Raw genomic sequence first — 24,066 nt, 5'->3', positions numbered from 1 at the left:
AGAATATCAATTCTTGTAAACTTAGCTTAAAGAAAAACTTTTTCATCAATTAGCCTCTCCTTCCACTTCTTGAGCTTCACTATGATTTCTTTGATCTTTTTCTTCTACTTGCTTGATGAGCTTTTCATTTTCACTGAGACTAATAGTTAAAAAATTGGTAGCAGTTGAAACACTCAAAATTTTCATTACATTCTACTCTTTTCTAATTTTTCCTTGCGTTCATTTACTCGCTGTAAGCCATTCAAAACAAAGAAAATAATAATCATTTGTATCCAAGGGACAATTATTTCTTTTAATAGTCTTGCCGTCAAGGCTACTGTAAACGACATTTTATAAATAAAATGTAGCCAAATCGTATTCAATAATATATTTACAAAAATTGTTACTAATAAACTAGCCGCAACAATTCGCCAAATTTTAATTGTTTTTTTATAAAAGAAAGCCCCATAAATCATTGGCGCAAGCATTGCAGTCAATGTGAAACCGATGAAAAAGCCACCTTCATTACCAAAAAGTGCTGAGCTAACTAAATCACTTATTCCGCCACCAACTGCACCCCAAACTGGGCCAAAGAAGTAACCTAAGGCAACACTACCAATAAAACCTAACCCTACTTTTACATATGTAGGACCAAAAGAAAAGCGTCCTAAGATAATCTTTATTGCAATAACTAATGCTAAGAATATCAATTCTTGTAAACTTAGCTTAAAGAAAAACTTTTTCATCAATTAGCCTCTCCTTCCACTTCTTGAGCTTTACTTTGATTTCTTTCAAAAGAAACCATTCTTTGTCTAATAGGAACTAGTCCTTTTAATACGAAATACATTAATATCATTTGTCCCCATGGCAAAATCACTTCCTTAGGTAATCTCTGAATAAATGCCACTTGAAGCGAAACGCCTGAAACTAATGAAAAGAGGTAGTTATTAAGCATAATATTAATTAAAACCGTGACCGTTAAATGCCCCATAACTACTCGCCAAGCCTTAATTTCTTTATTATAAAAGAAAAAGCCATATATCATAGGTACTAAAATTGCAGACAGCATTGTTCCTAATAAGATATTTGCTTTATCTCCAAAAATTATCAGGTGTAAAAGACTCGACACCAGACCACCTAAGCCACCCCAAACTGGGCCAAATAAGTAACCTAATGCTACACTTCCTAAAAAGGCTAAGCTAATCTTAAAAAAAGCTGGCCCAATTGCAACACTTGATAAACAAAGTTTAATTGCAATAACCAGACCCAATAATACTAAATTTTGAAGAGATAATTTGAAAAAGTTATCTTTATATTTATTCATCGTTCCTCTTTTTCCACGTAATTTCTGCAATTGTTGCCACTTGATCACCCTGACTAATTAAGTGGTAACTTGTTTGTTCATTAATAAGTAAACTTGACGTGACTTTTTGGCCATATAAAACCTCTTTATCGAATTTAATATCAACTGATTTAGGTTCATAAGCATTTAAAAAAGCTCGTTCAAGCATATCTTCCATCCATGAGAAATAATGCGAATTGGTCATATGGTGATTTAAATCCAAATCATCATATCGAACTCGATATTGCCTTGTTTGTTCATAATTATCTTGTTTTCTTAGCCGTCGCATTTTTGGATTCTTTTTTAATAATGGTGAACCAAATCTAGCCATTACTTCTGAATCAGCTGGAACGATTCGTCTTTTTTCTAAATCCAAAATAACCCATTGACTTTGAACTTTTATAATTTCTTTATCATCTACCAGTAATGAAAAATCGCGGTATTCAAAGAAACGATTATAACCAACAGGTTTGGTTATAATTTTTACTTGTTCAGCAACTACTGGAAGCCGTTTAAAGTCCATATGATACTGGGTTACAACCCAGCCCTGATTTTTCATCGCCATTTCTTTAGAGCCAGCTTGAGAATTTTCAAGTTGTCGATTAGAAACATGCATAAAAATATCAATCAAGGCTTGTAACTTAACATGGCCTGTTTCATCACAATCTGCATATTGAATTTGATAGTTTTCTTGATATTTCATAGTTATCCTTGATGATAAAAATCATATAAATCATTCTTAGAAACGTCATTTTGCTTAGCTACTTGTTTTATGGCATCTTTTTTGCTTGCTCCGGTAGCAACTAATTGGTCTACTAATTTTACCAATTCTTCCATTGAAACCTTAGGAGCTTCATCAGTATTTGGTGAAACAAGCACTACAAACTCTCCTCGCGGATCCACTTGTTCAAAATGTTCCAAAACTTCTTTAATGCTACCTCGTACAAATTCTTCATGAATTTTTGTTAATTCTCTTGCACAAACAATTTGCCGATCATCGTCCAAAACTGACGCAAGGGTAGCTAAAGTTTTAGTTAACCGATGTGGTGCTTCATAAAAAATTGCTGTTGCCTTGGCTTGATTCATCGCCTCAAAGTAGGGCCTTTGTTCACTAGCTTTTCTGGGCAAAAATCCATAATAAGTAAAAGGCTGAGCATCAAATCCAGATGCAATTAATGCAGTAGCAAAAGCAGATGGCCCCGGAAGCGGAACGACCGGAATATTCGCTTTTATACATTCTTGAACCAAAATATAGCCTGGATCAGAAATTACAGGCATCCCTGCATCGCTAATTTCAGCAATCACAGCTCCCTCTTTCATCATTTGGACTAATTCAGGAGCCTTTTGTTTAGAATTAAATTTATGGAAAGCCACCATTTTATTGTGGATACCAATTTTATCCAACATAATTCCACTAGTCCTGGTATCTTCAGCAGCAATATAATCAGCTTCTTGCAAAATCCTTTTTGCTCGCAAAGTTATATCTTCAAGATTACCAATAGGTGTAGGTACCAGATATAACTTTCCTTTTTCTTCTTTAAAGCTACTTTGTATTTGCATGACCTGCCCCTTTTCCTTTATGTTCAAAGTTATCTAAAATATCTAAACAAAACATACAATCTGAACTAGGATCACGGTGAGTTCCATAATACATATTGCATATATGATAACCAGACTCATAAATTTTACGTAGGGAAGCCAAACCGCTTTGACTTTTGACTTCTTTACCTGCCTTTTCAGCAGTTAATTTATCAAGCTTTTCTCTTAAAAGTTGATTTTCCATCTTCAATTCAGTATTTTCTTTTAAAGTATCAAGAATATCATTTTCTAATCCTGCAACCATTTTAGACATTGCTTCAAGATTTTGATGAACTTGTCTTAATTCTGAATATGGATCCACTTCACTCACCTACTTCTTTAACTAAGTGCTAAGTAATCAAGTCGATTTAGGAAACTAACATTACTAAACTTCATTTTGTCACAATCTAATAATCGTTCTAATAAGGTTTGATTACCAAACAATTGCTGCTTCTTAATACCATCTGAGCAAAACTTTTTTAAAAGATAAAAAACATACTCTTCTTGCACCTTGTTTTTTATCATCCCGGCTAATTTATGGGCGCTAATAACCGCTAAATCATTGTTTTCCAACAATTCTTGGTAAAAATACTTAACGGCTTGATCAAGTTCTCCCGTTTCACCTAAATTATCCAAATCTTCTTGGCTAAAGCCATATAAAAGTAAATCTTGATCTTTAGAACTATTTTCAACCAAATCATTGAACTCTAAAATTTGGGTACGTGAACGAATAGTTGGCAAAATTTGCTGAGCGTTATTGGTAAGTAGAATTGTCGTAACTGGGGCAACAGGTTCTTCTAACAAATTAAGTAACGCATTTGCTGCCGGCATAGTTAAGGTTTGAGCATTTTCAATGAAGAAAAAGCGTCTAGTTCCTTCAACGGGACTTTTAGCGAGTTCTTCTTTTAAAGGCCTAATTTGATCAATTGAAAGAGATTGCTTCCCCTCAGGTCTAACCAAAAAAACATCCGGATGGTTTCCTGATAAAACTCTTTTGCAGTTAATACAAGTACCATCAGGTCGATTATCCCCTGTACAGTTGGCCAAACAAGCTAGCCAATAAGCGGTTGCTAAAGCCCGTTGCGTTAAATTATCAACAAACAAATAGGCATGAGCCAATTTGTCTTGTTGAAATGCATTTTTCAAAAAAATAGTTTGCTTTGGTGCTGCTTGTTTTAAATCAATCATTAGAATCGTTTAAACTCATCAACTGGAGTTACGAAAACAATTGCCCCACCAACAGTAATTTCCAATGGTTGAGTAAACTCACCTGCATGACTATTAACAACTGGATTAACAAATTCTTGGCGCTTTTGTGAACAGTCCTTAATAAGCTCTAAAACTGAGTCTACCTTTTCATCTTGAACTCCGATAATAAAAGTAGTATTACCTTCACTTAAAAATCCACCAGTTGATGCTAACTTAGTTGCACGTACATTATTCTCATTAAATTTCTTAGAAAGACGACCTGCATCTTTATTTTGAACAATTGCATAAATAAGTTTCATTATTTTACCTCAAATAAATCTGGTAATTGCTGCTTTAAAATAGCTAAACAATCAGCAACTACTTGATCAATATCTTGACTAGCATCCACAACTTTAATTCTTTCTGGATACCTTTTTACTATTTCTTGATAACCAGTATAAACCTTTTGATGGAAAGATAATTTTTCTTTTTCAAGACGATCTTCTTTATCTGGTCGAACCTTAGCAATTCTTGCTAGTCCAGCTTTAGGATCAATGTCTAAAAACAAAGTTAAGTTAGGATTCAAACCATCAGTTGCAAACTGGTTAATTTCTGCAACTTTTTCAATTCCTAAATTTCTTCCCATTCCTTGATAAGCTAATGATGAATCTACAAACCGATCAGAGAAAACTAACCTTCCTGCCTCTAATGCTGGAAAAACAACTTCAGCCATATGTTGACTTCTAGCTGCTGCATACAGTAAAGCTTCTGTTCTATCATCCATTTCTGTATTTTCAGGATTTAAAATAATATCTCTAATTGCTTCTGCTATTTTTGAACCACCGGGCTCACGTGTTACCAAGATTTCACAAGTAACTTTTTTCTTTATTTCTTCAACTAATTTTTCTAAAACAGTAGTCTTGCCCGCGCCATCTGGGCCTTCAAATGTAATAAAATAACCTGCCATTAATAAAAAATCCTCCAATAATTGATTTTACTTGAAAAAGTTATTTATTAATAGACTTGAAATAAAAAAAGTCCCCAAAGGGGACTCAATTTATTGTGTAATTGCATTATTAGTAATACTAGATTTTGTATGTCTTTGTCTTGCAACACTGTACAAAAAGCTATATTTAGCCTTTAGAATTTTACTGGCCATAATATTATCTTCTGAATAATCAACTGTCGTAGGATCAAGCTCTTGTTCATTTAAAAGCTGTCTTTGCAGTTTAGAAATAGTCGCCATCAAGTGTTGATCGCCTATTTCTTTTACTTGCGTCTTTTTTCCCAAAATCATAAGTCGATTCTCCCTTGAACAGCCCGTTTTAAAGTGATTGAATTTGCATATTCAATATCAGTTCCTACTGCGAGCCCAGAAGCCAAACGAGTGACTTTCAGCCCTGCTGGCTTCAAGAGTTTTGCAATATACATTGCTGTAGATTCACCTTCAGGAGTTGAATTTAATGCAATAATAATTTCTTTGATATCATCATCTTTTTGAAGACGTGTTATCAAACTTTTGATATTAATATCTTCTGGTCCAATTCCTTCCATTGGTGATAAAACGCCATGTAACACATGATACATGCCATCATATTCTCCCATTTCTTCAAAAGCCATAACATCTTTGGGCTGTTCAACCACCATAACCGTGCTACGATCACGATTACTGTCCCGACATATTTGACATGGATCAGTTTCCGTAATGTTTCCACAAATTGAACATTGATGCAAAAGTGTCTTAACATCTTTTAAAGATTGGGCAAATTGTTCAACATCATCTGCTGGCATATCCAATGTATAAAAAGCTAATCTTGTTGCAGTTTTTTCACCAATTCCGGGTAACTTCATATAACTTTCAATTAATCGCGCAATCGGTAATGGGTATTGCATTAAAATAGCCCCTTAGTATACTTTCCTAACCCTGCTTGAGTTGCTTGATCAATTTGAGTTAATCCCTTATTTACAGCATCAATAATCAAGTCTTGTAACATATCAGGATCTTCAGGATCAATTGCTTCAGGCTTAATTTGAATATCTTTTAAGCGTCTATCCCCTGAAAAAGTAGCTGTCACAATATCATCTGCAGATTTACCTACAAATTCTTGTGCAGTAATATTAGCTTGTTCTTCTTGCATTTGGGCTTGCAATTTTTTTGCTTGCTTCATCATTTGTTGCATGTTCATGCCGCCCATACCACCAAAATTAGGTCTTTTTGCCATTATAAATACCTCTTTATATTCTTATTATCTATTCTAATCTTTTACATTAATATTGTCAGAACCAAAAACTTCTTTTGCCTTATCAATTACTTCTTTTTCCTGACTGTCTTCTTGTTGTTGGTCAACTTCAATTTCTGCACTGCCTTGCTTTTGACGAGCTAAGATTTCATCTTTGTGCTTAGCAAGAAAATCTTTTCTAACTTGAAGCCAATCTGCATCCGGCACCAAAACGATTTCAGAGTCATGTTTTAAAAACTTAGCTAATTCTGAATTTAAAGTAGCCATCAAGTTGGTATTTTCACTAGTTCGTTCAAACCAAAAGGCATATTTACACTTCATTACTACCCGATTATGACTGGCAGCAACCGGCTCTAACACCTTTAATAATGCCTGCTCAGATACACCTAAAACAGATTGTAAATCTGGCCAAACATTACGTACATCTTCTAGATCTTTTTTCGTTGCCTTTTCCAAGACAGCGTAAACTGCCTGACGATTTAATTCAGAATTAACCGTCTTTTTGCGTTTAGGTTTTGGTTTAGCCTGTGGCTCACTTGCTTTAGGAGATTGAGGCTTCTTTTTTGCATCATCAATTTTAAATACTTGATTGTTTGTTGCAAAACCACTAGATTGACTAACTTTTTTTGTTAAAGCAGCTACTTGCGCCTTCAAGTCTGCTAATTCTTGATTAATAGCTGGATTTATTTCGGAATTATGAGAATCAGCGACCTTTTCCACCATTTCTTTAACCGGATTAGCTATTTTTACCAAAAATACATCTAAAGGTATTTCTTCCTGATTAGTAAATCGTAAATCATTAAGCGCTTCATTAGCTGCCGTAATCAGCTGAAAATACCGCTTTTCTGGAACATCTGTAATTTGCTTAGTAAAATCTTTAGTCAAAAATTCACTATCTTTATTTGCCTTGAGTACCAACATAGTTTCTGTAGCTAGGCTAATTAACTCTGATAGCAAATTCTTGGCAGTTGCACCATCTTGCAAAAGCTTATGACTTAATTCTAATGATTCACTGACTTTCTGATTCAACAAGTTCAAGAACAATTGCTCAGTAGCTTCTCTGGCTGCATAGCCAGTAATATTCAAAGCGTCTTTATATTCGACCTTTTCTTTTTCAAAGCTAAGCAATTGATCTAGGATACTTAAAGAATCTCTCATCCCTCCATCAGCTACTTGCGCAATTACTTGCAAAGCCTGATTTTCATATGGAATATCTTCTTGTTCAAGAATAAATTTCATACGATCAACTAAATTTTGCTTGCTAATACGCTTAAAATTGTAACGCTGAGTTCGAGAAATAATTGTAGCAGGAACTTTCTGCAATTCAGTAGTTGCCAAAATAAATACCACATGTTCAGGTGGCTCTTCCAAAGTCTTGAGCAAGGCATTGAAAGCACCAATTGAAAGCATATGAACTTCGTCGATGATATAAACCTTATACTTTCCTTGTGTTGGCGCATACTTTACCTTATCGCGAATCTCGCGAATCTCGTCAACCCCATTATTAGAGGCAGCATCAATTTCAATAATATCAGGCATAGCACCAGAATCAGCTGCTTTACAATTTTCACACTCATTGCATGGCTCACCATCTTGCAGATTAAGGCAATTCAAGGCCTTAGCAAAAATTTTAGCACAAGAAGTCTTACCAGTACCTCTTGGTCCTGCAAATAAAAATGCATGTGAAACTTTATTTCGAATAATAGCGTTTTTCAGAGTATCAGTAATAGCTTCTTGTCCAACTACACTATCGAATGTCCTAGGCCGCCATTTACGGTATAGCGCTTGATAAGCCATTAGTTTTCTCCTTAGTAAAAAAACTCCTAGCTAGTGCTGCTAGGAGCTTGTTAATTATCTAATAAAAGGCACATGCCTGAATTTCCTTAGTGCTGCTACCTTCCGGTCCTGACACGATTCAGAAAACAAACATTGCCCGATAAATATAATAACGTATTTTAGTCGATTTGGCTAGAGCTAGCTTTGTTTTCTTTTGCTTTTAGCTTTTTTTCTTTTTGTTTAGCCCTAATTGTTCTGAAAAAATTAGTCAACATGCTACTTGCTTTATCACGATAAAGTCCTCTAATTACTTGTGGATGATGATTAAATTTTTCCACAGCAAATAAATCTACAACGCTTCCACTTGCACCTGCTTTATGATCAGGAGCACCGTAAAACACTTCTTTTAAGCGAGCATTAATTATTGCACCAGCACACATTGCACAAGGCTCTAGCGTCACAAATAAGCTACAATCTATTAAGCGCCATGAATTTAGCGTTTTACAAGCTTCATTAATTGCCAAAATTTCTGCATGGTGAGTTGCAACATTATCTAATTCACGGCGATTATAACCTCGCCCAATAACTTGTCCCTTAGGATCGACAACAATTGCACCAATTGGTACCTCATCTTGTGCTTCAGCCTTTTTAGCTTCAGCAAATGCTAATTCCATATAGTGCTTTTTTTCTTCACTAGAAAACATAATTGTCCTTTATTTTACGCTCCTTAAAATGTAATATCCTTTATCACGCTCAACAATCTCGCAATTGCCAAAAGTCGTTTCCATTAACTTCTTTGCACTTGGCGCTCCTTGCTTTTTCTGAATAACAACAAGTAATTTTCCACCAACTAGTAAATGTTCGTAGCTTTTTTCTAAAATTTCACTAACAATATTCTTACCCGCTCTAATAGGTGGATTAGTTAAAATCATTGCATATTGTTTATCCACATTTTCATACACACTTGAAGCGAAAATATTAACATTAGTCACACCATTAACTTCAGCATTTTTTCGAGCTAAGTCCATTGCTCGTTCATTAACGTCAACCATATCAACTTGACGATCTGGCCACTTTTTAGCAGCAAAAAGGCCAATTGGGCCATAACCACATCCCACATCCAAAATATTGCCTGAAACTGGATTTTCCTCAAGCATATTACGGATTAAAACACCACTACCATAATCTACTCTGTTTTTTGAAAAAACTCCTGCATCAGTTGTTAACTTTAAATCAATACCTGCTAAATGATAATCGATAACCCTTAAATCGTGTTTAGTATTAGGATTTTCTGTAAAATATTGCTCTGCCATATCTCTCCTCATTTCTAGTAAGATTATAACAAAAATAAGCAAAAAAAAGACAATCTACATAACGTAGATTGTCCTTTTTATTTAGAAAGACTAAATTACTTAACAGTAACAGTTGCGCCAACTTCTTCAAGCTTAGCCTTGATGTCGTTAGCTTCGTCTTCTGAAACGCCTTCCTTAATAACCTTAGGTGCGCCATCAACAAGATCCTTAGAATCCTTAAGGCCAAGACCAGTGATTTCACGAACTGCCTTGATAACCTTAACCTTTTCTTGACCTGCTTCAGTCAATTCAACATCGAATTCAGTCTTAGCAGCAGCACCTGCAGCAGCACCTGCAGCAGCAACTGGTGCAGCAGCAGTAACGTCAAATTCTTCTTCGATAGCTTTTACTAAGTCGTTTAATTCAAGGATAGTAGCACCCTTTAATTCTTCAATAATCTTTTCAGTATCTAAAGCCATTTAAGTATCCTCCGAAATTTAGATATTAAAATTAAATACAATTACAATAATTATAACTTTGAATCTTAGTCTTCATCCTTAGATTCAGCAACAGCCTTAACAGCGTATGCAAAGTCACGTACAGGAGCTTGCAATACAGAAACAAGCATTGATAACAAGCCTTCGCGACCTGGGATAGAAGCAAGTTCTTTGATTTCTTCCTTTGAAGTAAGCTTACCTTCAAGCATACCACCCTTGATGTTAATTACATCAAAGTCGTCTTCGTACTTAGAAACGATTCTAGCTGGTTCAGTAATATCATCAGCGTTATCAGTGTAGATAACAGCAGTAGGACCTACGAAAGTATCTTCTAAACCTTCGATACCAGCCTTCTTTGCGGCACGTCTTAAGTAAGTGTTCTTGATAACTTTCATCTTAACATCGTTTTCACGAAGTTCCTTACGCATGTTAGTAACTTCATCAACAGTAAGACCTAAGTAGTCAATTACCAAGATAGCTTTGGCAGCTTTAAGTTCTTCAGCAAAAGCATCAACTAACTTTTCCTTTGCAGCAATAGCAGCTTTACTCAATTGGTTCACCTCCATGAGATTTTATAAATTCTATAAGGCCTAAAAAAACTCCATGCCAAGAGACATGGAGCTTGTAAAACTCATCATTATCTTCTGGCCTCGGCGGGATATTGAGACTTCTATCGTCACCCGAGTCTTAGGTAGAATTTACTTTGAATAATATACCAAGTTCTAGACTAAAAGTCAAGAATTAATATTATTTTGCTTCTTCACTTTGTCCATTAATATCTAAAAGTAATGCATACAATGCACCATAAATATTAGCATCATTTTCAAATTTTGCTCGAACGATTTCTGGCATAGTTAATTCATTATTAACGCGATAAAACTTGTTAGCTAAAGCTTGATATTGTTTTCTAATTGTTTCGATAACAATATCTTGCGCACTAATACCACCTGCAATAACAACTCGTTCACCATCAACAACCGCTTGCACGGATAAAATTATATTAGCAACATCCGCACAATATTCTTCAAAGATTTGCAATGCTTGTGCATTTCCAGCATTAATTGCTTCAAATGCTTTTTGCCCATCTTCCAAATCGCTATTGCCCAAAGCTTCATTCACGCGCTTAATCATGTTAACCGCTGAACCTTTTTGACCAGTAAAACCACTCCAGTCAGCACAATTCATATCATAACGCATAAAGCTAAGCTCACCTGCTTGGAAATGAGCACCATGAATTAATTGTCCACCGACAACAATTCCGCCACCCACTTCAGAACCTAAAGTTAGCATTTCACCACTAACTACATCTTTTAAGGCACCTAACCACATTTCTGCAAGGGCAGCTGCTTTACCATCGTTTTCCACACCAACTGGGACACCATATTTGTCACCAAATAATTCTTGAATATTAGCACCATCCAGAAATGGTAAACTACCACCAAAGTGAATAATCTTATTGTCTACATCAATTTTACCAGGACAAGAAATTGCAATCCCTTTAAATTTTCCCTTATATTGGTCAGCAATTTCATACATTTCTTTCAAGAAATCATTTAAGCCTGATTTAACAGTTGGTTTCTTGTCCTTTTCAATAATATTTCCGGCGCTATCCAACAAAGCATATTTTAAGTTAGTTCCACCGATATCAAAAACTAAATACTGTCTCATGTTATTTCCTCGCTATTTCCATAAAAAAACATCCCGACAAGCGAGATGTTTTTAATTATCTACTATTTTACCATTATCTTAGCATAGAGAACAAATAATCATTAATTAAATCCATATACTAAATGCGCTACAATATAAAATCCCGAAGCAATTTTATTTCCCAATCGTGTTGGCAAATTCATACAGATTCCAAGTGGCCGTCTTTTTAATGAATGATATAACTTAGGATTTTTGATTTTTATATATTGCCAAAGCTCATCTTTCTTCTCAATATATTCAGACTTTTTACCACGAATTAATATAATTGAAGAAACAGCTGTAATTATTTCTAAATAGAACTTCATATATTTTCCTAATGAACTGTTGGGATCAATATGTTCTGCATAAAACTTAATCATTCGCTTATTAATAAGCAACTGCTGATCTATCTTTTTAAGCATTACACTTTCATTAACCGACTGATCCTCCCGACCGATGAAATAATGGTAAAAGTTCACATCCAAGTAATACATCTTTCTAACATGACGTAAAGGTTCGAAAACATATATATTGTCATCATATGAAACATGAGTTGGTAATTGCAGATGAGCTCTATTGGTAATTACTTCTCTACGATAAATAAGTGAATGCATCATCAAATATTGTCCTAAATATAGTTTTACATCATCCCAACCAAAAAATTTATTTTTAGGCAAATGAGGGAAATGAACTACTTTTTTATGCTTAGCACCTACTTTGTCATAAACATAATTGCTAATCAATAAATCTACTGATTGTTTTTTCTGAATTAAGTGCTTTAAAAAAGTAACAATTTCTAAGTAAGCACCATAATCAACCCAATCATCGCTATCAACTACTTTAATATATTCACCACTAGCAATTGAAAAGCCTTTATTTAAGGCCCCACCATGCCCTGCATTAGCTTGATGAATTGGAATAATTTGTTCTGGATATTTTTGAGCAAATTGATCAATCAATTCTGGAGTCTTATCTTTAGAACCATCATCAACCAAAATAATTTCAACGTCGTCACGAATAGCTACTAAAGAATTTACACATTTTTCTAAATAATCTTCAGAATTATAACAAGGTACGATAATACTTAAAACTTTTTTCAATAGTCTAATCTCTTCTCATTGATTATTAAAAATTTACATCAGTGAATTTATTATAACTTGTAAATTCTACCATAACAATTGCAAATTATCTGCAATTTTATTGGAAGCGATAACAATTAAAAATAAACAAAAAAGGAATCGCTAATGCGATTCCTTCTTAATATCTTTAAACTTTATTAGTTCATGTTTAATGGGTCGAGGTGGATACCAGGGCCGAAAGTTGCACTTACGGCTACGCTCTTAACGTATTGACCCTTAGCACTTGCTGGACGAGCATGTAAAATAACATCTCTTAAAGCAGTAAAGTTTTCAGCTAACTTTTCATCTTCAAATGAAACCTTGCCGATAGGTGCGTGAATCAAACCTTGCTTATCAACGCGGTATTCAACTTGACCAGCTTTAACGTTTTCAACTGCCTTCTTAACGTCCATAGTAACAGTACCAGTCTTAGGGTTTGGCATTAAGCCCTTAGGACCTAAGACACGACCAAGACGACCTACCTTAGCCATCATCATTGGTGTTGCAATAACAACATCAAAGTCTAAGTAACCATTTTGAACTTTTTCAACTAATTCGTCAGAACCAACTTCGTCTGCGCCTGCTTCCTTAGCTTGTTCAGCTTGAGGACCTTCAGCAAAAACGATAACCTTTTGGGTCTTACCAGTACCATTAGGTAAAACTAAGGCACCACGAATTTGTTGGTCTGCTTGCTTAGGATCAACTGAAAGGTTGAAAGCAACTTCAACAGTTGCATCAAACTTTGCGTATGAAGTTTCCTTAACAAGCTTCATTGCTTCAGCTACTGAGTAAAACTTGTTCTTTTCAACTTTTTTAGCAGCTTCTAAATATTGTTTACCATGCTTTGGCATGCGATTTCCTCCTTGCAAATGTGGTCAAACGAGCCCTCTTAGCTCTCCCACTTGATTCGTTAACTTTAATTAACGATCCGACGTTCCTAGTAAGCTTTAGTCTTCTACTTCGAAGCCCATGCTTCTAGCAGTACCTTCAACCATGCGCATTGCTGCTTCAACATCAGCTGCGTTTAGGTCTTGCATCTTGGTTTCAGCGATTTCCTTAACTTGAGCCTTGGTTACCTTAGCAACCTTCTTAGTGTTAGGTTCGCCAGAACCCTTTTCAACCTTAGCTGCCTTCTTTAATAAAACAGCTGCAGGTGGAGTCTTAGTAATGAATTCGAATGAACGATCTTCATATACAGTAATAACTACAGGGATAATCATACCCTTTTGGTCTGCAGTTCTTGCATTGAAGTCCTTAGTAAAACCAACAATGTTAATGCCGGCTTGACCCAATGCAGGACCAACTGGAGGAGCAGGTGTTGCTGCACCAGCTGGGATTTGTAATTTAACAACATTAATAACTTTCTTTGCCACGGTCAAAACCTCCTTGATTCCGTGATGCGGTTAAAATGGAAGACTTACCTAGTCTTCCTCCCACAATAATAAAGATACTCTAGTATCTTACCATCTTAAGTAATGTAAAACAAGAAAAAAATAAGGTTAATTATTCATTACCATCAAATTTCTTTACTTGATCGTAATCTAGTTCTGCAGTTGTTGCTCTCCCAAACATATCAACTGAAACAAAAATCTTTTCTTTATCTTCTTGAATATCGGTAATTTTACCAACCATTCCGTCGAATGCACCTTCAGTGATAGTTACCGTTTCACCAATTTCAAAATCAATATCTGGTTTCTTAGCTTCTACACCTTGGTTTTCCAAGATTCGAGCAATTTCATCATCTAATAATGGTGAAGGCTTAGAACCACCACCGTGGCTACCAACAAATCCTGTTACGTTTGGAGTATTTCTAACAATAAACCAACTTTCATCGGTCATAACCATTTCAACTAAAACATAACCTGGGAAAATTTTTTCTTCAACTTCTTGCTTTTTACCACGAACAGTTTCTACTTTAGTTTCTTCTGGGGTTACAACTCTAAAAATAAAGTCTTGCATCCCCATTGATTGTGCACGTGATAAAAGGTCACTTTTAACTTTATCTTCGTAACCTGCATAAGTATGAAGAACGTACCATTTTTTTGCTGAAGTTTCTACCATTTATAATTTCTCCTTAAATTTTGGACAAACAAAAAAACCTCTCATAGTAGAGGTTCTTTAACTAGCAAGATGATTATATCACATAATTATCTCTGAAACTATTAAAATGTCATTTGTGTTAAAGTGCTGAATGCCCAATCAAGAGCACCTAAGAATAATGCAAATAAAACTGAAGTCACAATAACAGTTGTTGTATCACGTCTGTTTTGCTTTGCTGTTGGCCAAGTAACTTTCTTCATTTCCTGACCAACACTCTTAAAGAACTTAAACATAGCTACCTCGTTTCTTTATGTAAGGTCATCTTTTTACAATGTTTACAAAACTTCTTAATTTCTAATCTTTCAGTTCGAGTCTTACTTGCGGTGATTGAGTAGTTTCGCGAACCACAAATCGTGCAAGCTAACGCTGCTTTTTTCACTGCCATAATCTCACTTCCAAACTGTATCTAATACTAGCAAAAAAAAACAACTTTCGCAATTATAACAAGTAAAAAGGCCACTAGTTTTACTAGCGGTCTTTTAATAGTGGACAAACATGCGTATCCACCGGGCGTAGAATTATTTAGTTGGTCTTATTTCTTAAGATTTTCGTTGACGAAGGCTTCAATCTTATCGTCGGAGTCTTTCAAGAAAGGAAGCATATCTTCCTCAGTATTAAGGGTATTTTTACCATTCTTTTCCATGAAGTAGTCCCAAATGGCATCTCTTACAGGAATGTTTGAGTCACTCCAATCGAAGACTTCCTTCATATGACGGTCCAACAATCTTGTCTTTAAAACATCTTCTGTCATCTTAAAATACCTCCTAATAATTTCTACAACTCTTATTTTACTACAGTTTATTGATTTTAGCGCAGAAAATACGCTCTCATTTTTATCCTAGTTCTTGCTATTGCTCTTTTAATTGTCTCAGGTGAAGTTTGAGCCGTTACACTTGCCTGCTTCAAATCTATCATTCCAGTAATTACCATCAATGCAACAACTTCTAATTGAGATAAAGTTTGGATAAAATTACTTAATTCAATACTTGTTGGCAAATCGGATTGCTCATAACTGGGATCACAGATTTGGCCACGTTCTTTTAATGCTTCATAAGAAATTGCGTTAGCATACAAAGCCCGTCTTTTTGCCAGCTCAAAGCGTAATAAATTTTTTGCTTTATTTTGCAAACGAAGTTTAAAAAAGCTCCCAAATGTAGTCCCACGCTCAAAATCAAATAATCCGGCGGATTCATAACAAACAATTAAAGCCTCTTGGTTCCAGTCATTTTCATCAAGGCAGCGAATAAAATACCGTTTAGTAACAGCTGTTATCATCGGTTTATACCTTTCAAATAGCAGAAGCAGGGCAATATCATCGTTTTCTTTAACTTTTCGAACTAGATTTTCTACTGTATTCATAAAAAACTCCTCTGTGATAGATTTTTTATCAGTCTACAGAGAAGTTTTTTTATGATTTAGCGAACCTAAATTTAATTAAGCATGTAGTATATTCTGTCTAATTTTATTTAGACAAAGGCATTTTGCTGTTCAACATTTGATACAGTAAAACACCTGTAGCTACAGAAGCATTAAGTGATTGAACATGGCCTACCATTGGAATAGTTAAAGTTTGATCCATTTGTTTTAAAAGTAAAGGACTAATACCTTTTCCTTCATTGCCAATGACTAAAACACATTTTCCTTTAGCATCCCAATAGCGATAGTCTTGTCCTTCCATGGCAGTACCAAAGAACCAGTAGCCAGCCTTCTTCAATTCTTTTGTTGTTTGAACAAGGTTATTCACACGACAAACAGGGACATGGTCAATAGCACCAGTAGAAGTTTTAGCTACTACACTAGTTAACCCACTAGCACGTCTTTTAGGAATAATAATTCCATCAACACCTGTCGCATCGGCACTTCTTAAAATAGAACCAAGATTATGAGGATCTTCAATTGAATCTAACATTAATAAAAATGGATTTTCTTTATCAGCAATTTTTTTAACCAATTTATCTAAATCTGCATATTCAAAACTAGAAATTGCAAGTACCAAGCCCTGATGATTAGCATCAGGCACAAGTTTATCAAGTTTATTTTTTGGAACTTCTTGAACAATTAAATGCTTTTTCTTTGCTAAGCCATAGACCTGATTAGCAAATTCTACTTGTACACCATTTTGTAAAAAGACCTTGTTAATCTTATCAGCTGATTCATTCTTTAGAAAATCAATCCCAGCATGTCTTCCAAAAACGAAATCACCTTTAACTGAAGTCATAATTATCAATTCCTCCTGCTTCAACTTGCTTAATACACCAAGTTGCCAATTCTTCAATTCTTTCTTGTTTATCAAGTAATTCTAAATAGCCAAAAATAGCTTCAAATCCTGTGGATAACTTATAAGTAGCTACCTTTGTATTCTTGGCATGGGTATGACTTTTGGCGTTTCTTCCGCGCTTAAAAGTAGCAAGTTCAGCTTCTGTTAAAATTTGATCATCTTGCATTTTAGTAATCAAAGCTGCCTGTGCTTTAGCAGACACATAATGGGTAGCATCCCTTTGTAAAACTTGGGGTCTTACTACTCCTCCTTTTAGTAAATGGCGTCGAATATAAATCTCATAAACTGCATCTCCCAAATAAGCAAGCGTTTGGCCATTTAAAGTATCAGGATTTATTTTTTTTTCAAAAAGCTGTTTTATTTTACCCACGTCTCCACTTAGTTCCTTTCGGTGTATCTTGCAAAACAATATTCATAGCAGCTAGTTGGTCACGAATAGCATCACTTGTGGCAAAATCTTTATGTTTTCTAGCTTCATCACGTTTTTTTACTAGTTCTTCAATTTCTGAATCATCATCACTTACTTTTTCAGCAGTTAGCTTGTGAATATCCACTCCAAAGATTGCCATCCAATTTTCTAAGTGCTGTAAAAATTGTTTCAGATTTGATAAGTCACTAGTACTTTCACTAATATTTTTATTAATTATTGGCAATAAATCATAAACTACTGATAATGCATTTTGAACATTAAAATCATCATCCATCGCTTCTTTAAAGCGGTTTTCACTATCTTCAATTGCTACAGCCAAGGCTTTATTTTCTTGAGAATCAGTATCTTGCAACTTATCTTGAACATTTAAAACAGTATTTTTAATTTTATCCAAAATAATTGCAGCCTGCTTTAAATTCTCTTCAGAATAATTAATTGGCTTGCGATATTGGACACTTGCCATGAAAAAGCGCAATACTTGCGGATCAACTCGCTTCAAAATATCATGCACTGTCACAAAGTTGTGAAGTGATTTTGACATTTTTTCTTCGTCTTTTCCTACTGTCACAAAGCCATTGTGCATCCAGTAATTGACAAACTTTTTACCAGTTTTGGCTTCACTTTGAGCGATTTCATTTTCATGGTGTGGAAATTCCAAATCTTGACCACCACCGTGAATGTCAATCGTATCACCTAAATATTTAGTTGACATCACGCTACATTCAATATGCCAACCTGGTCGACCTTTGCCCCATGGGGATTCCCAAGCAATTTCGTCACTTTGCTTTTGCTTTTTCCACAAGGCAAAATCAATTGGATCTTCTTTTTTGGCAAATTCTGCCTCATTCACGTGTTCACTAGCCCCTTCTTCAAGACTAGCAATATCTTGGTCACTCAACTTGCCATAACCATTGAACTTCTTAGCACGATAATAAACATCGCCATCTACTTCATAAGCAAAGCCTTTTTCAATTAAGTCCTTAATAAAGGCAATAATATCTTTAATTTCTTCAGTTGCTCTAGGGTGAAGGGTTGCTGGTTCAATATTTAAAGCGGTAGTATCCTCCATAAAAGCATTAATATAACGCTTAGCCAACTCTGGCACAGTAATACCTTCAGCTCGAGCTTCATTAATCATCTTGTCGTCAACGTCAGTAAAATTAGAAACATATTTTACATCAAAGCCCTTGTATTCTAAGTAACGCCGAATTGTGTCAAAAGCGATACTTGAACGAGCATTTCCAATATGAATGTAGTTATACACAGTTGGTCCACAAACATACATGCTTACTTTGCCAGGAACAAGTGGCTTAAATTCTTCTTTTTGGCGGGTCAAAGTATTATAAATTTTCATTTGCTTACCTTCCCTCTTGAACTTCTCATTTTACTATTCTACCAGATGATAGAAAAAAAGAGGCATTTGATTATTTATCAGGTGCCTCTTTAACCTAATTAGTTAGATTTTTAAATTTTATATTTAAGCTAGTATATATACCTACTGTTGAAAAAATAACTATCATAATGTTGGCAATAATTGTTACCCAACCACTCCAAATTAAGTATCCAACTAATAAAAGAATATATGGTATACACATAAAAACATTCCACCAAGACAATCTAATAACTTGTGTTTTAAAATTAGCTACCTTGTACATCCCAATTGTGCTTGGAACGCAAAGGGCTATATTACATAAAATTTGAAGTAATGAGTTATCTGGTAGACGAGATATGATTAAAGTATTAAGTATAACCATACAAATAAATAAAATAGTTGCGCGTTCTTTTTTAATTATTTTATCCTCATTTCTACTATTCTTTTATCTAAATTAAGTATATCAAACTAGAAATTTACCAGCTATAGCTATTAACCACAACTAGCTAACTTTCTTATGATTCAGATTAGATTTCAAACTTAAATAAGCATATATACCTACTGTTGAAAAAAGAACTATCATAATGTTAACAACAATTCTTATCCATCCACTCCAAATTAAGTACTCAACTAATAAAAATACATATGGAATGCAAATCAAAGCATTTAGTAAAGAAAATCTAAAATCATCTCTTTTAAAATTAGCTATCGCATACATCCCTATTATGATTGGAGAAATAAGAGTTACACTACCTAAGATTTGAAATATTGTACCAGCTGGCAAATAAGATATAACCAAAGTGTCGAATATAATCATGCAAGTATATAAAACTATTGGACGCTTTTTCATTGTTAGTCTCCCCCTAGTTTATCTTTTCTACTCTATAAACCAACCTCTCAACAGCTTTCTTTCTAACTTTATTTTACCAAATATAGGGAGCTTATTTATCAAACAGGCTCTTTTCAATTACTTATTAAATTTTACGAATCCAACTACTAAAAATTGAATTATTAACGTAAATCCCAAAATCACATAATCACTCATTGCTAAATTCGGGGATTTAAAGCTAAGTGCTATTAATTCAGCCATAATCCCTAAAGCAGCAGCTGATATCCAATCTTGCAAAATAAAGTTCTTATATGCTTTAGTAATCCAAGCAACAATTAAAAATAAGCTCCCAAAAATGCCAAAAAGTAAAGCCATATAAGAATAAGCTAAATTTATTGCATCCTTAACACTAACTAAGCTATCAAGTAAAAAAATCCCTGCAACATAAAGAAAAGCGATACCTTCGACAAATAAGTTGAAACGGTTGTTGAACTTCTTAATTGAAAGTCCAATTAAAACCAGCCCCAAAATTGATATCAGTAGCACTAACCACATTGTTAATTGCATAATTTTTCTCCTTAATTCTAATAATTTCTTTTAGTTTAAAGGAGGCTACTTTTCAATGCAATTAGCTCATCCCCAAAAGCTAATTTTTAATCCTAAAACAAAAAAATCGCGTCTTTCAACGCGATTTTCTCATTATAAGCCTTGCTTAGTCATTTCAGACAAAGTCAAATCAATATTATGTTCAACCTTATCCTTACCCATTAATTCAATAGCTTCACCAATACCAGGACCAACCATTGAACCAGTAGCAGCAATTCTAATTGGCATAAAGAGCTTTCTCCCCTTAACACCAGTAGCTTTTCTAGTAGCTTGAATTGCATTCATAACTTGAACAGCAGTAAAGCGTGGTACAAGGTCAAGTTGCTTTCTAAATTCTTCAATTACAACACGACCTTCATCATTCTTGATTTCTTCAACTTCTTCTTCAGTCAAAGCTTGCTTATCTTCAAAGAAAATGTGTGAGAAATCAACAATTTGCTTAGTATAAGACATTTGAACTGAGTAAATGTTAACTAATTGACGTACCCATTCCATCTTTTCTGGAGTGATATCTTTGTCAACCAATCCTGCTTCTTGCAAGTTGTTAAGGGCTAAATCAAGTAATTCATCTCTATTAGCAGTCTTAACATATTGGTTGTTTACCCATTCAAGTTTCTTTTCATCAAAGGCGGCTGGTGATTTTGATAAACGCTTAGGATCAAAGTCCTTAATCAATTGTCTTTGTGAGAAGATTTCACTTTCACCAACTGGTGACCAACCAAGTAAAGTAATGAAGTTGAACATTGCTTCTGGTAAGTAACCAAGGTCACGGTATTGTTCAATAAATTGCAAAACTGATTCGTCACGCTTAGAAAGCTTCTTACCAGTTGCTGCATTGATAATCAAAGTCATGTGACCAAACTTAGGTGGTTCCCAACCAAATGCTTCATAAACAACTAATTGCTTAGGAGTATTGGCAATGTGGTCATCCCCACGTAAAACGTGACTGATTTCCATCAAATGGTCGTCAACAACAACGGCAAAGTTGTAAGTTGGCATTCCATCACGCTTTTGGATAACGAAGTCGCCACCAATAGTATCACTTTCAAAGCTAATGTGACCCTTAACGATATCATCCCATTCGTAAGTCTTACCCTTAGGAATGTGAATTCTAACAACTGGCTTAAGCCCCTTTGCTTCTGCTTTTGCTTGAGCTTCCTTGATTTCGTCAGCTGTCATATCTTGGTATTCGTAAACGTAGTGAGGTGCAATACCCATAGCACGTTGTTCTTCACGTTGAGCTTCAAGCTCTTCTTCAGTCATGTATGAGTAGTAAGCCTTACCTTCATCAAGCAATTGCTTAATTAACTTGTTGTAAATTTCTTTTCTTTCTGATTGGCGATAAGGGCCGTATTTACCACCCTTGTCTGGACCTTCATCCCAGTCAATACCTAACCAGTGAAGGTTTTCCATTTGTGACTTAGAACCACCTTCAACATTTCTTGCAGTATCAGTATCTTCGATTCTTAAAACCAAAGTCCCTTTGTTGTGACGAGCAAACAAGAAGTTGAATAATGCAGTTCTTGCGTTACCGATGTGTAAATGTCCTGTTGGGCTTGGAGCATATCTAACCCGAATTTTTTGTTTAGCCAAAATAATTGCCTCTTTCACTAAAAAATAGTAGTTACTTTTTCATTTTACGCATATTATAGGAAAAGTTCAAACCCTTAGCCAAAAACTAATTTTAAAGCTTGAGCCACTGTTGAAACAGGTACTACTTCAATTTTTCGCTTCGAAAAACTTGCCTTCATATTAAATTTGGGAATAAAAATTCTCTTAAAGCCAATTTTTTCAGCCTCAGCGATTCTAGATTCAATCTTATTAACTCTTCGCACCTCACCAGTTAGCCCAACTTCTCCAACAAAGCAGTCTTCAGATGGGATTTCCATATCTTTATAACTTGAACCAATCGCCATAACAATTGCCAAATCAATTGCTGGTTCAGTTAATTTTATTCCACCAGTCGTAGTTAAATAGGCATCTTGGTTTTGTAACATCAAGTTTCCCCTTTTTTCTAAAACCGCTAGTAACAAGGCTGCCTTATTATAGTCAATCCCACTGGTAGTTCTTTTAGCATAACCAAATGCTGTAGGGGCAACTAACGCTTGCACTTCAGCTAAAATAGGCCTAGTTCCTTCAAGTGATACAACTACACATGATCCCGTAGAGTTAGGCAAACGCTCATCTAAAAAAATTGAAGATGGATTCGTAACTTCTTTGAGTCCTGAATTTTCCATTTCAAACATTCCAATTTCATTAGCAGCGCCAAATCTGTTCTTTACTGAATGCAAGATTCGATAAGCATGATGCTCATCTCCTTCAAAATACAGCACAGTATCAACCATGTGTTCCAATATTTTTGGTCCAGCAATTGCACCTTCCTTAGTTACGTGACCAATAATAAATACCGTAATTTGATCAATCTTTGCGATATGCATTAATTCACTAGTAACTTCTCTAACTTGCGCTGCTGACCCCACCATCGAATCAAGGCTCGGTTCATTCATTGTCTGAATTGAGTCGATTACCACAAAATCTGGTTTCAAATCACTAATTTGATCACGAATGTTGCTCATATTAGTTTCAGGGTAGAGATACATTCCACTATTTCCCACACCCAAGCGATCTGCTCGTAGCTTAATCTGACTAGCTGATTCTTCACCGGAAACATATAATACTTTATGCTCACTTGCCAATGTACTCATAATTTGAAGCATCAGGGTTGACTTACCAATTCCCGGGTCACCGCCAATTAAAACAAGTGAACCAGTAACTATTCCTCCACCCAATACTCTATTTAATTCACTAAATTTTGTCGGAATACGTGTTTCTTTTTCAGCTTTTACCTTTTCTAAAGTTACAGGTTCATGCAAGCCTGTTGTAGGCATTAAGCGACTAGGGGTCTGCTTAGTACTAGCTTTTCGCACTTCTTGGACTTCCTTTTCAAATTGGTTCCAAGATCCACAATTAGGACATCTTCCCAAATAAGAAGCTGAAATATAGCCGCATGAACGACACTTGTATCTTGTTTGTGCTTTTGCCATCTATCTCATCTCTTTACTTTTTAGTCGAACCAAAACCACCAATTCGTTGGCGGGATACTGGCGCATCATCATCAGTGCGCAAATACTTCATAAAAATACCTTGTGCAACGCGTTCCCCCTTCTTGATATGAATAGGGCGTACTCCATAATTAATTAACTGAATCATTAATTCGCCTTCATTATTAGGATTATTGTAGTAATCACTATCAACCACACCAATACTATTAGGTAAGCAAAGTCTTCTTTTTACAGTATTAGAAGAACGATTAGCAATTATTAACATTTCATCATCTGGCATGTATGCTTTTACACCTGTATGAACCATGATTGGCTGCAAAATTTGATCAGCATATTCATAATCTCGTTCATTAAGTTCATGCCCATTTCTAATCAAACGGAAAATTCTTACAAAATTCAAGCGCCAAATACTTGGTATCACACAATCTTCCGCCGCCTCTAAATCGTATCCAGCACTAGCAATTGTTTGCCGCTTAGGTAAATTAATATCGGCATCCTTATATTTTTCACAGATTTCAAAGCCACGAACCTTCATAAAAATGGTTTTCTCCTTTATATCCAAATACTTACTTGTTACATTTTCTATTATAATAATACGTAAAACAAGTAAATATATGAGACTGTAAAATAGTTTGTGTAAGGATGAATAATTCCTTAAATTTATTTCTTAAAACATTAGAAAAAGGAGTTCCT

Annotated in this window: 35 protein-coding genes, 1 other RNA gene and 1 other annotated feature; all 36 genes read right to left on the bottom strand. The window is 35.0% G+C overall.

Annotation, left to right across the window (positions count from 1 at the left end; translation table 11 throughout):
• Nucleotides 1-45 precede the first annotated feature (45 nt).
• Nucleotides 46-186: a hypothetical protein gene (locus ETI37_RS07075; protein WP_006585795.1), complete on the bottom strand. Its 141-nt coding sequence runs from the start codon at nt 184-186 to the stop codon at nt 46-48.
• On the bottom strand, nt 186-725 hold the full coding sequence (locus tag ETI37_RS07070; RefSeq protein ID WP_006585794.1) for a folate family ECF transporter S component: 540 nt from the start codon (nt 723-725) through the stop codon (nt 186-188). The genes ETI37_RS07075 and ETI37_RS07070 overlap by 1 nt, the downstream gene beginning before the upstream one ends.
• The gene (locus tag ETI37_RS07065; RefSeq protein ID WP_006585796.1) at nt 725-1,303 is read right to left on the bottom strand and encodes a folate family ECF transporter S component; all 579 of its coding nucleotides are present in this window, start codon (nt 1,301-1,303) and stop codon (nt 725-727) included. Before ETI37_RS07065 ends, ETI37_RS07070 begins: the two co-directional genes overlap by 1 nt.
• Entirely contained in the window at nt 1,296-2,024 is a 729-nt protein-coding gene (locus tag ETI37_RS07060; RefSeq protein WP_006585797.1) for an acyl-[acyl-carrier-protein] thioesterase, read from the bottom strand. The genes ETI37_RS07065 and ETI37_RS07060 overlap by 8 nt, the downstream gene beginning before the upstream one ends.
• Before the next feature lie 2 nt (nt 2,025-2,026).
• Nucleotides 2,027-2,881 (bottom strand): 16S rRNA (cytidine(1402)-2'-O)-methyltransferase, encoded by an 855-nt coding sequence (gene rsmI, locus ETI37_RS07055; RefSeq protein WP_006585798.1) that lies wholly within the window; start codon nt 2,879-2,881, stop codon nt 2,027-2,029.
• On the bottom strand, nt 2,865-3,221 hold the full coding sequence (gene yabA / locus ETI37_RS07050; RefSeq protein WP_006587670.1) for a DNA replication initiation control protein YabA: 357 nt from the start codon (nt 3,219-3,221) through the stop codon (nt 2,865-2,867). The genes rsmI and yabA overlap by 17 nt, the downstream gene beginning before the upstream one ends.
• 17 nt (nt 3,222-3,238) lie before the next feature.
• The gene (locus ETI37_RS07045; protein WP_006585800.1) at nt 3,239-4,087 is read right to left on the bottom strand and encodes a DNA polymerase III subunit delta; all 849 of its coding nucleotides are present in this window, start codon (nt 4,085-4,087) and stop codon (nt 3,239-3,241) included.
• A complete protein-coding gene (locus tag ETI37_RS07040; protein WP_006585801.1) occupies nt 4,087-4,407 on the bottom strand; it encodes a cyclic-di-AMP receptor in 321 nt (106 codons plus the stop codon). Before ETI37_RS07040 ends, ETI37_RS07045 begins: the two co-directional genes overlap by 1 nt.
• Nucleotides 4,407-5,054, bottom strand: a complete 648-nt coding sequence (gene tmk, locus ETI37_RS07035; RefSeq protein WP_006585802.1) for a dTMP kinase — start codon at nt 5,052-5,054, stop codon at nt 4,407-4,409. The genes ETI37_RS07040 and tmk overlap by 1 nt, the downstream gene beginning before the upstream one ends.
• 90 nt (nt 5,055-5,144) lie before the next feature.
• Complete coding sequence (locus tag ETI37_RS07030; protein ID WP_006585803.1) at nt 5,145-5,384, bottom strand: YaaL family protein; 240 nt, start codon at nt 5,382-5,384, stop codon at nt 5,145-5,147.
• On the bottom strand, nt 5,381-5,980 hold the full coding sequence (gene recR, locus ETI37_RS07025) for a recombination mediator RecR (RefSeq protein ID WP_006585804.1): 600 nt from the start codon (nt 5,978-5,980) through the stop codon (nt 5,381-5,383). The genes ETI37_RS07030 and recR overlap by 4 nt, the downstream gene beginning before the upstream one ends.
• The gene (locus ETI37_RS07020) at nt 5,980-6,309 is read right to left on the bottom strand and encodes a YbaB/EbfC family nucleoid-associated protein (RefSeq protein ID WP_006585805.1); all 330 of its coding nucleotides are present in this window, start codon (nt 6,307-6,309) and stop codon (nt 5,980-5,982) included. Before ETI37_RS07020 ends, recR begins: the two co-directional genes overlap by 1 nt.
• Nucleotides 6,310-6,342: 33 nt before the next feature.
• The gene (gene dnaX, locus ETI37_RS07015; RefSeq protein ID WP_006585806.1) at nt 6,343-8,124 is read right to left on the bottom strand and encodes a DNA polymerase III subunit gamma/tau; all 1,782 of its coding nucleotides are present in this window, start codon (nt 8,122-8,124) and stop codon (nt 6,343-6,345) included.
• A 50-nt stretch (nt 8,125-8,174) separates the two neighbouring features.
• Nucleotides 8,175-8,272, bottom strand: an RNA gene (gene ffs / locus ETI37_RS07010) — signal recognition particle sRNA small type.
• A 10-nt stretch (nt 8,273-8,282) separates the two neighbouring features.
• Nucleotides 8,283-8,807, bottom strand: coding sequence for a tRNA adenosine(34) deaminase TadA (tadA, locus tag ETI37_RS07005; protein WP_006585807.1), 525 nt, complete (start codon nt 8,805-8,807; stop codon nt 8,283-8,285).
• Between the two features lie 9 nt (nt 8,808-8,816).
• Nucleotides 8,817-9,416 carry a class I SAM-dependent methyltransferase gene (locus ETI37_RS07000; RefSeq protein WP_022091068.1) on the bottom strand — a complete coding sequence of 200 codons (600 nt, stop codon included), beginning with the start codon at nt 9,414-9,416 and terminating at the stop codon, nt 8,817-8,819.
• A 95-nt stretch (nt 9,417-9,511) separates the two neighbouring features.
• Complete coding sequence (gene rplL / locus ETI37_RS06995) at nt 9,512-9,874, bottom strand: 50S ribosomal protein L7/L12 (protein ID WP_006585809.1); 363 nt, start codon at nt 9,872-9,874, stop codon at nt 9,512-9,514.
• 65 nt (nt 9,875-9,939) lie between these two features.
• Complete coding sequence (gene rplJ / locus ETI37_RS06990) at nt 9,940-10,443, bottom strand: 50S ribosomal protein L10 (protein ID WP_022091069.1); 504 nt, start codon at nt 10,441-10,443, stop codon at nt 9,940-9,942.
• 32 nt (nt 10,444-10,475) lie between these two features.
• Nucleotides 10,476-10,602, bottom strand: a sequence feature (ribosomal protein L10 leader region).
• A gap of 37 nt (nt 10,603-10,639) precedes the next feature.
• On the bottom strand, nt 10,640-11,560 hold the full coding sequence (locus tag ETI37_RS06985) for an ROK family protein (protein ID WP_006585811.1): 921 nt from the start codon (nt 11,558-11,560) through the stop codon (nt 10,640-10,642).
• A 101-nt stretch (nt 11,561-11,661) separates the two neighbouring features.
• Nucleotides 11,662-12,678 carry a glycosyltransferase family 2 protein gene (locus ETI37_RS06980; RefSeq protein ID WP_143458499.1) on the bottom strand — a complete coding sequence of 339 codons (1,017 nt, stop codon included), beginning with the start codon at nt 12,676-12,678 and terminating at the stop codon, nt 11,662-11,664.
• A 176-nt stretch (nt 12,679-12,854) separates the two neighbouring features.
• Nucleotides 12,855-13,547 carry a 50S ribosomal protein L1 gene (gene rplA, locus ETI37_RS06975; RefSeq protein ID WP_006585813.1) on the bottom strand — a complete coding sequence of 231 codons (693 nt, stop codon included), beginning with the start codon at nt 13,545-13,547 and terminating at the stop codon, nt 12,855-12,857.
• Nucleotides 13,548-13,643: 96 nt separating this feature from the next.
• Entirely contained in the window at nt 13,644-14,069 is a 426-nt protein-coding gene (gene rplK, locus ETI37_RS06970; protein WP_006585814.1) for a 50S ribosomal protein L11, read from the bottom strand.
• Between the two features lie 130 nt (nt 14,070-14,199).
• A complete protein-coding gene (gene nusG, locus ETI37_RS06965; protein ID WP_006585815.1) occupies nt 14,200-14,757 on the bottom strand; it encodes a transcription termination/antitermination protein NusG in 558 nt (185 codons plus the stop codon).
• A gap of 101 nt (nt 14,758-14,858) precedes the next feature.
• Nucleotides 14,859-15,029, bottom strand: coding sequence for a preprotein translocase subunit SecE (secE, locus tag ETI37_RS06960; protein ID WP_006585816.1), 171 nt, complete (start codon nt 15,027-15,029; stop codon nt 14,859-14,861).
• A gap of 2 nt (nt 15,030-15,031) precedes the next feature.
• A complete protein-coding gene (gene rpmG, locus ETI37_RS06955) occupies nt 15,032-15,181 on the bottom strand; it encodes a 50S ribosomal protein L33 (RefSeq protein WP_006585155.1) in 150 nt (49 codons plus the stop codon).
• 147 nt (nt 15,182-15,328) lie between these two features.
• Nucleotides 15,329-15,547 carry a P8 family protein gene (locus ETI37_RS06950; protein ID WP_143458500.1) on the bottom strand — a complete coding sequence of 73 codons (219 nt, stop codon included), beginning with the start codon at nt 15,545-15,547 and terminating at the stop codon, nt 15,329-15,331.
• A 56-nt stretch (nt 15,548-15,603) separates the two neighbouring features.
• Nucleotides 15,604-16,155: an RNA polymerase sigma factor gene (locus tag ETI37_RS06945; RefSeq protein WP_006585819.1), complete on the bottom strand. Its 552-nt coding sequence runs from the start codon at nt 16,153-16,155 to the stop codon at nt 15,604-15,606.
• Nucleotides 16,156-16,258: 103 nt separating this feature from the next.
• Nucleotides 16,259-17,014, bottom strand: a complete 756-nt coding sequence (gene rlmB, locus ETI37_RS06940) for a 23S rRNA (guanosine(2251)-2'-O)-methyltransferase RlmB (protein WP_006585820.1) — start codon at nt 17,012-17,014, stop codon at nt 16,259-16,261.
• Nucleotides 17,001-17,444, bottom strand: a complete 444-nt coding sequence (locus ETI37_RS06935; protein ID WP_006585821.1) for a Mini-ribonuclease 3 — start codon at nt 17,442-17,444, stop codon at nt 17,001-17,003. The genes rlmB and ETI37_RS06935 overlap by 14 nt, the downstream gene beginning before the upstream one ends.
• Complete coding sequence (gene cysS / locus ETI37_RS06930; RefSeq protein WP_006585822.1) at nt 17,437-18,858, bottom strand: cysteine--tRNA ligase; 1,422 nt, start codon at nt 18,856-18,858, stop codon at nt 17,437-17,439. The genes ETI37_RS06935 and cysS overlap by 8 nt, the downstream gene beginning before the upstream one ends.
• A 94-nt stretch (nt 18,859-18,952) precedes the next feature.
• On the bottom strand, nt 18,953-19,159 hold the full coding sequence (locus tag ETI37_RS07920) for a DUF6007 family protein (protein WP_034530165.1): 207 nt from the start codon (nt 19,157-19,159) through the stop codon (nt 18,953-18,955).
• A gap of 219 nt (nt 19,160-19,378) precedes the next feature.
• Nucleotides 19,379-19,726, bottom strand: a complete 348-nt coding sequence (locus tag ETI37_RS06920; protein WP_006587662.1) for a hypothetical protein — start codon at nt 19,724-19,726, stop codon at nt 19,379-19,381.
• Nucleotides 19,727-19,843: 117 nt separating this feature from the next.
• Nucleotides 19,844-20,272 carry a hypothetical protein gene (locus ETI37_RS06915; protein ID WP_006585826.1) on the bottom strand — a complete coding sequence of 143 codons (429 nt, stop codon included), beginning with the start codon at nt 20,270-20,272 and terminating at the stop codon, nt 19,844-19,846.
• Between the two features lie 132 nt (nt 20,273-20,404).
• Entirely contained in the window at nt 20,405-21,904 is a 1,500-nt protein-coding gene (gene gltX, locus ETI37_RS06910; RefSeq protein WP_006587661.1) for a glutamate--tRNA ligase, read from the bottom strand.
• 74 nt (nt 21,905-21,978) lie between these two features.
• The gene (gene radA, locus ETI37_RS06905; protein ID WP_006585828.1) at nt 21,979-23,355 is read right to left on the bottom strand and encodes a DNA repair protein RadA; all 1,377 of its coding nucleotides are present in this window, start codon (nt 23,353-23,355) and stop codon (nt 21,979-21,981) included.
• A gap of 13 nt (nt 23,356-23,368) precedes the next feature.
• Complete coding sequence (locus ETI37_RS06900) at nt 23,369-23,908, bottom strand: dCTP deaminase/dUTPase family protein (RefSeq protein ID WP_006585829.1); 540 nt, start codon at nt 23,906-23,908, stop codon at nt 23,369-23,371.
• Between the last annotated feature and the right edge of the window lie 158 nt (nt 23,909-24,066).

Source organism: Lactobacillus mulieris (assembly GCF_007095465.1).
Lineage (GTDB): Bacteria > Bacillota > Bacilli > Lactobacillales > Lactobacillaceae > Lactobacillus > Lactobacillus mulieris.
The sequence above is the reverse complement of the archived record's forward strand: the minus strand, read 5'-3'. Positions and strand labels throughout refer to the sequence as shown.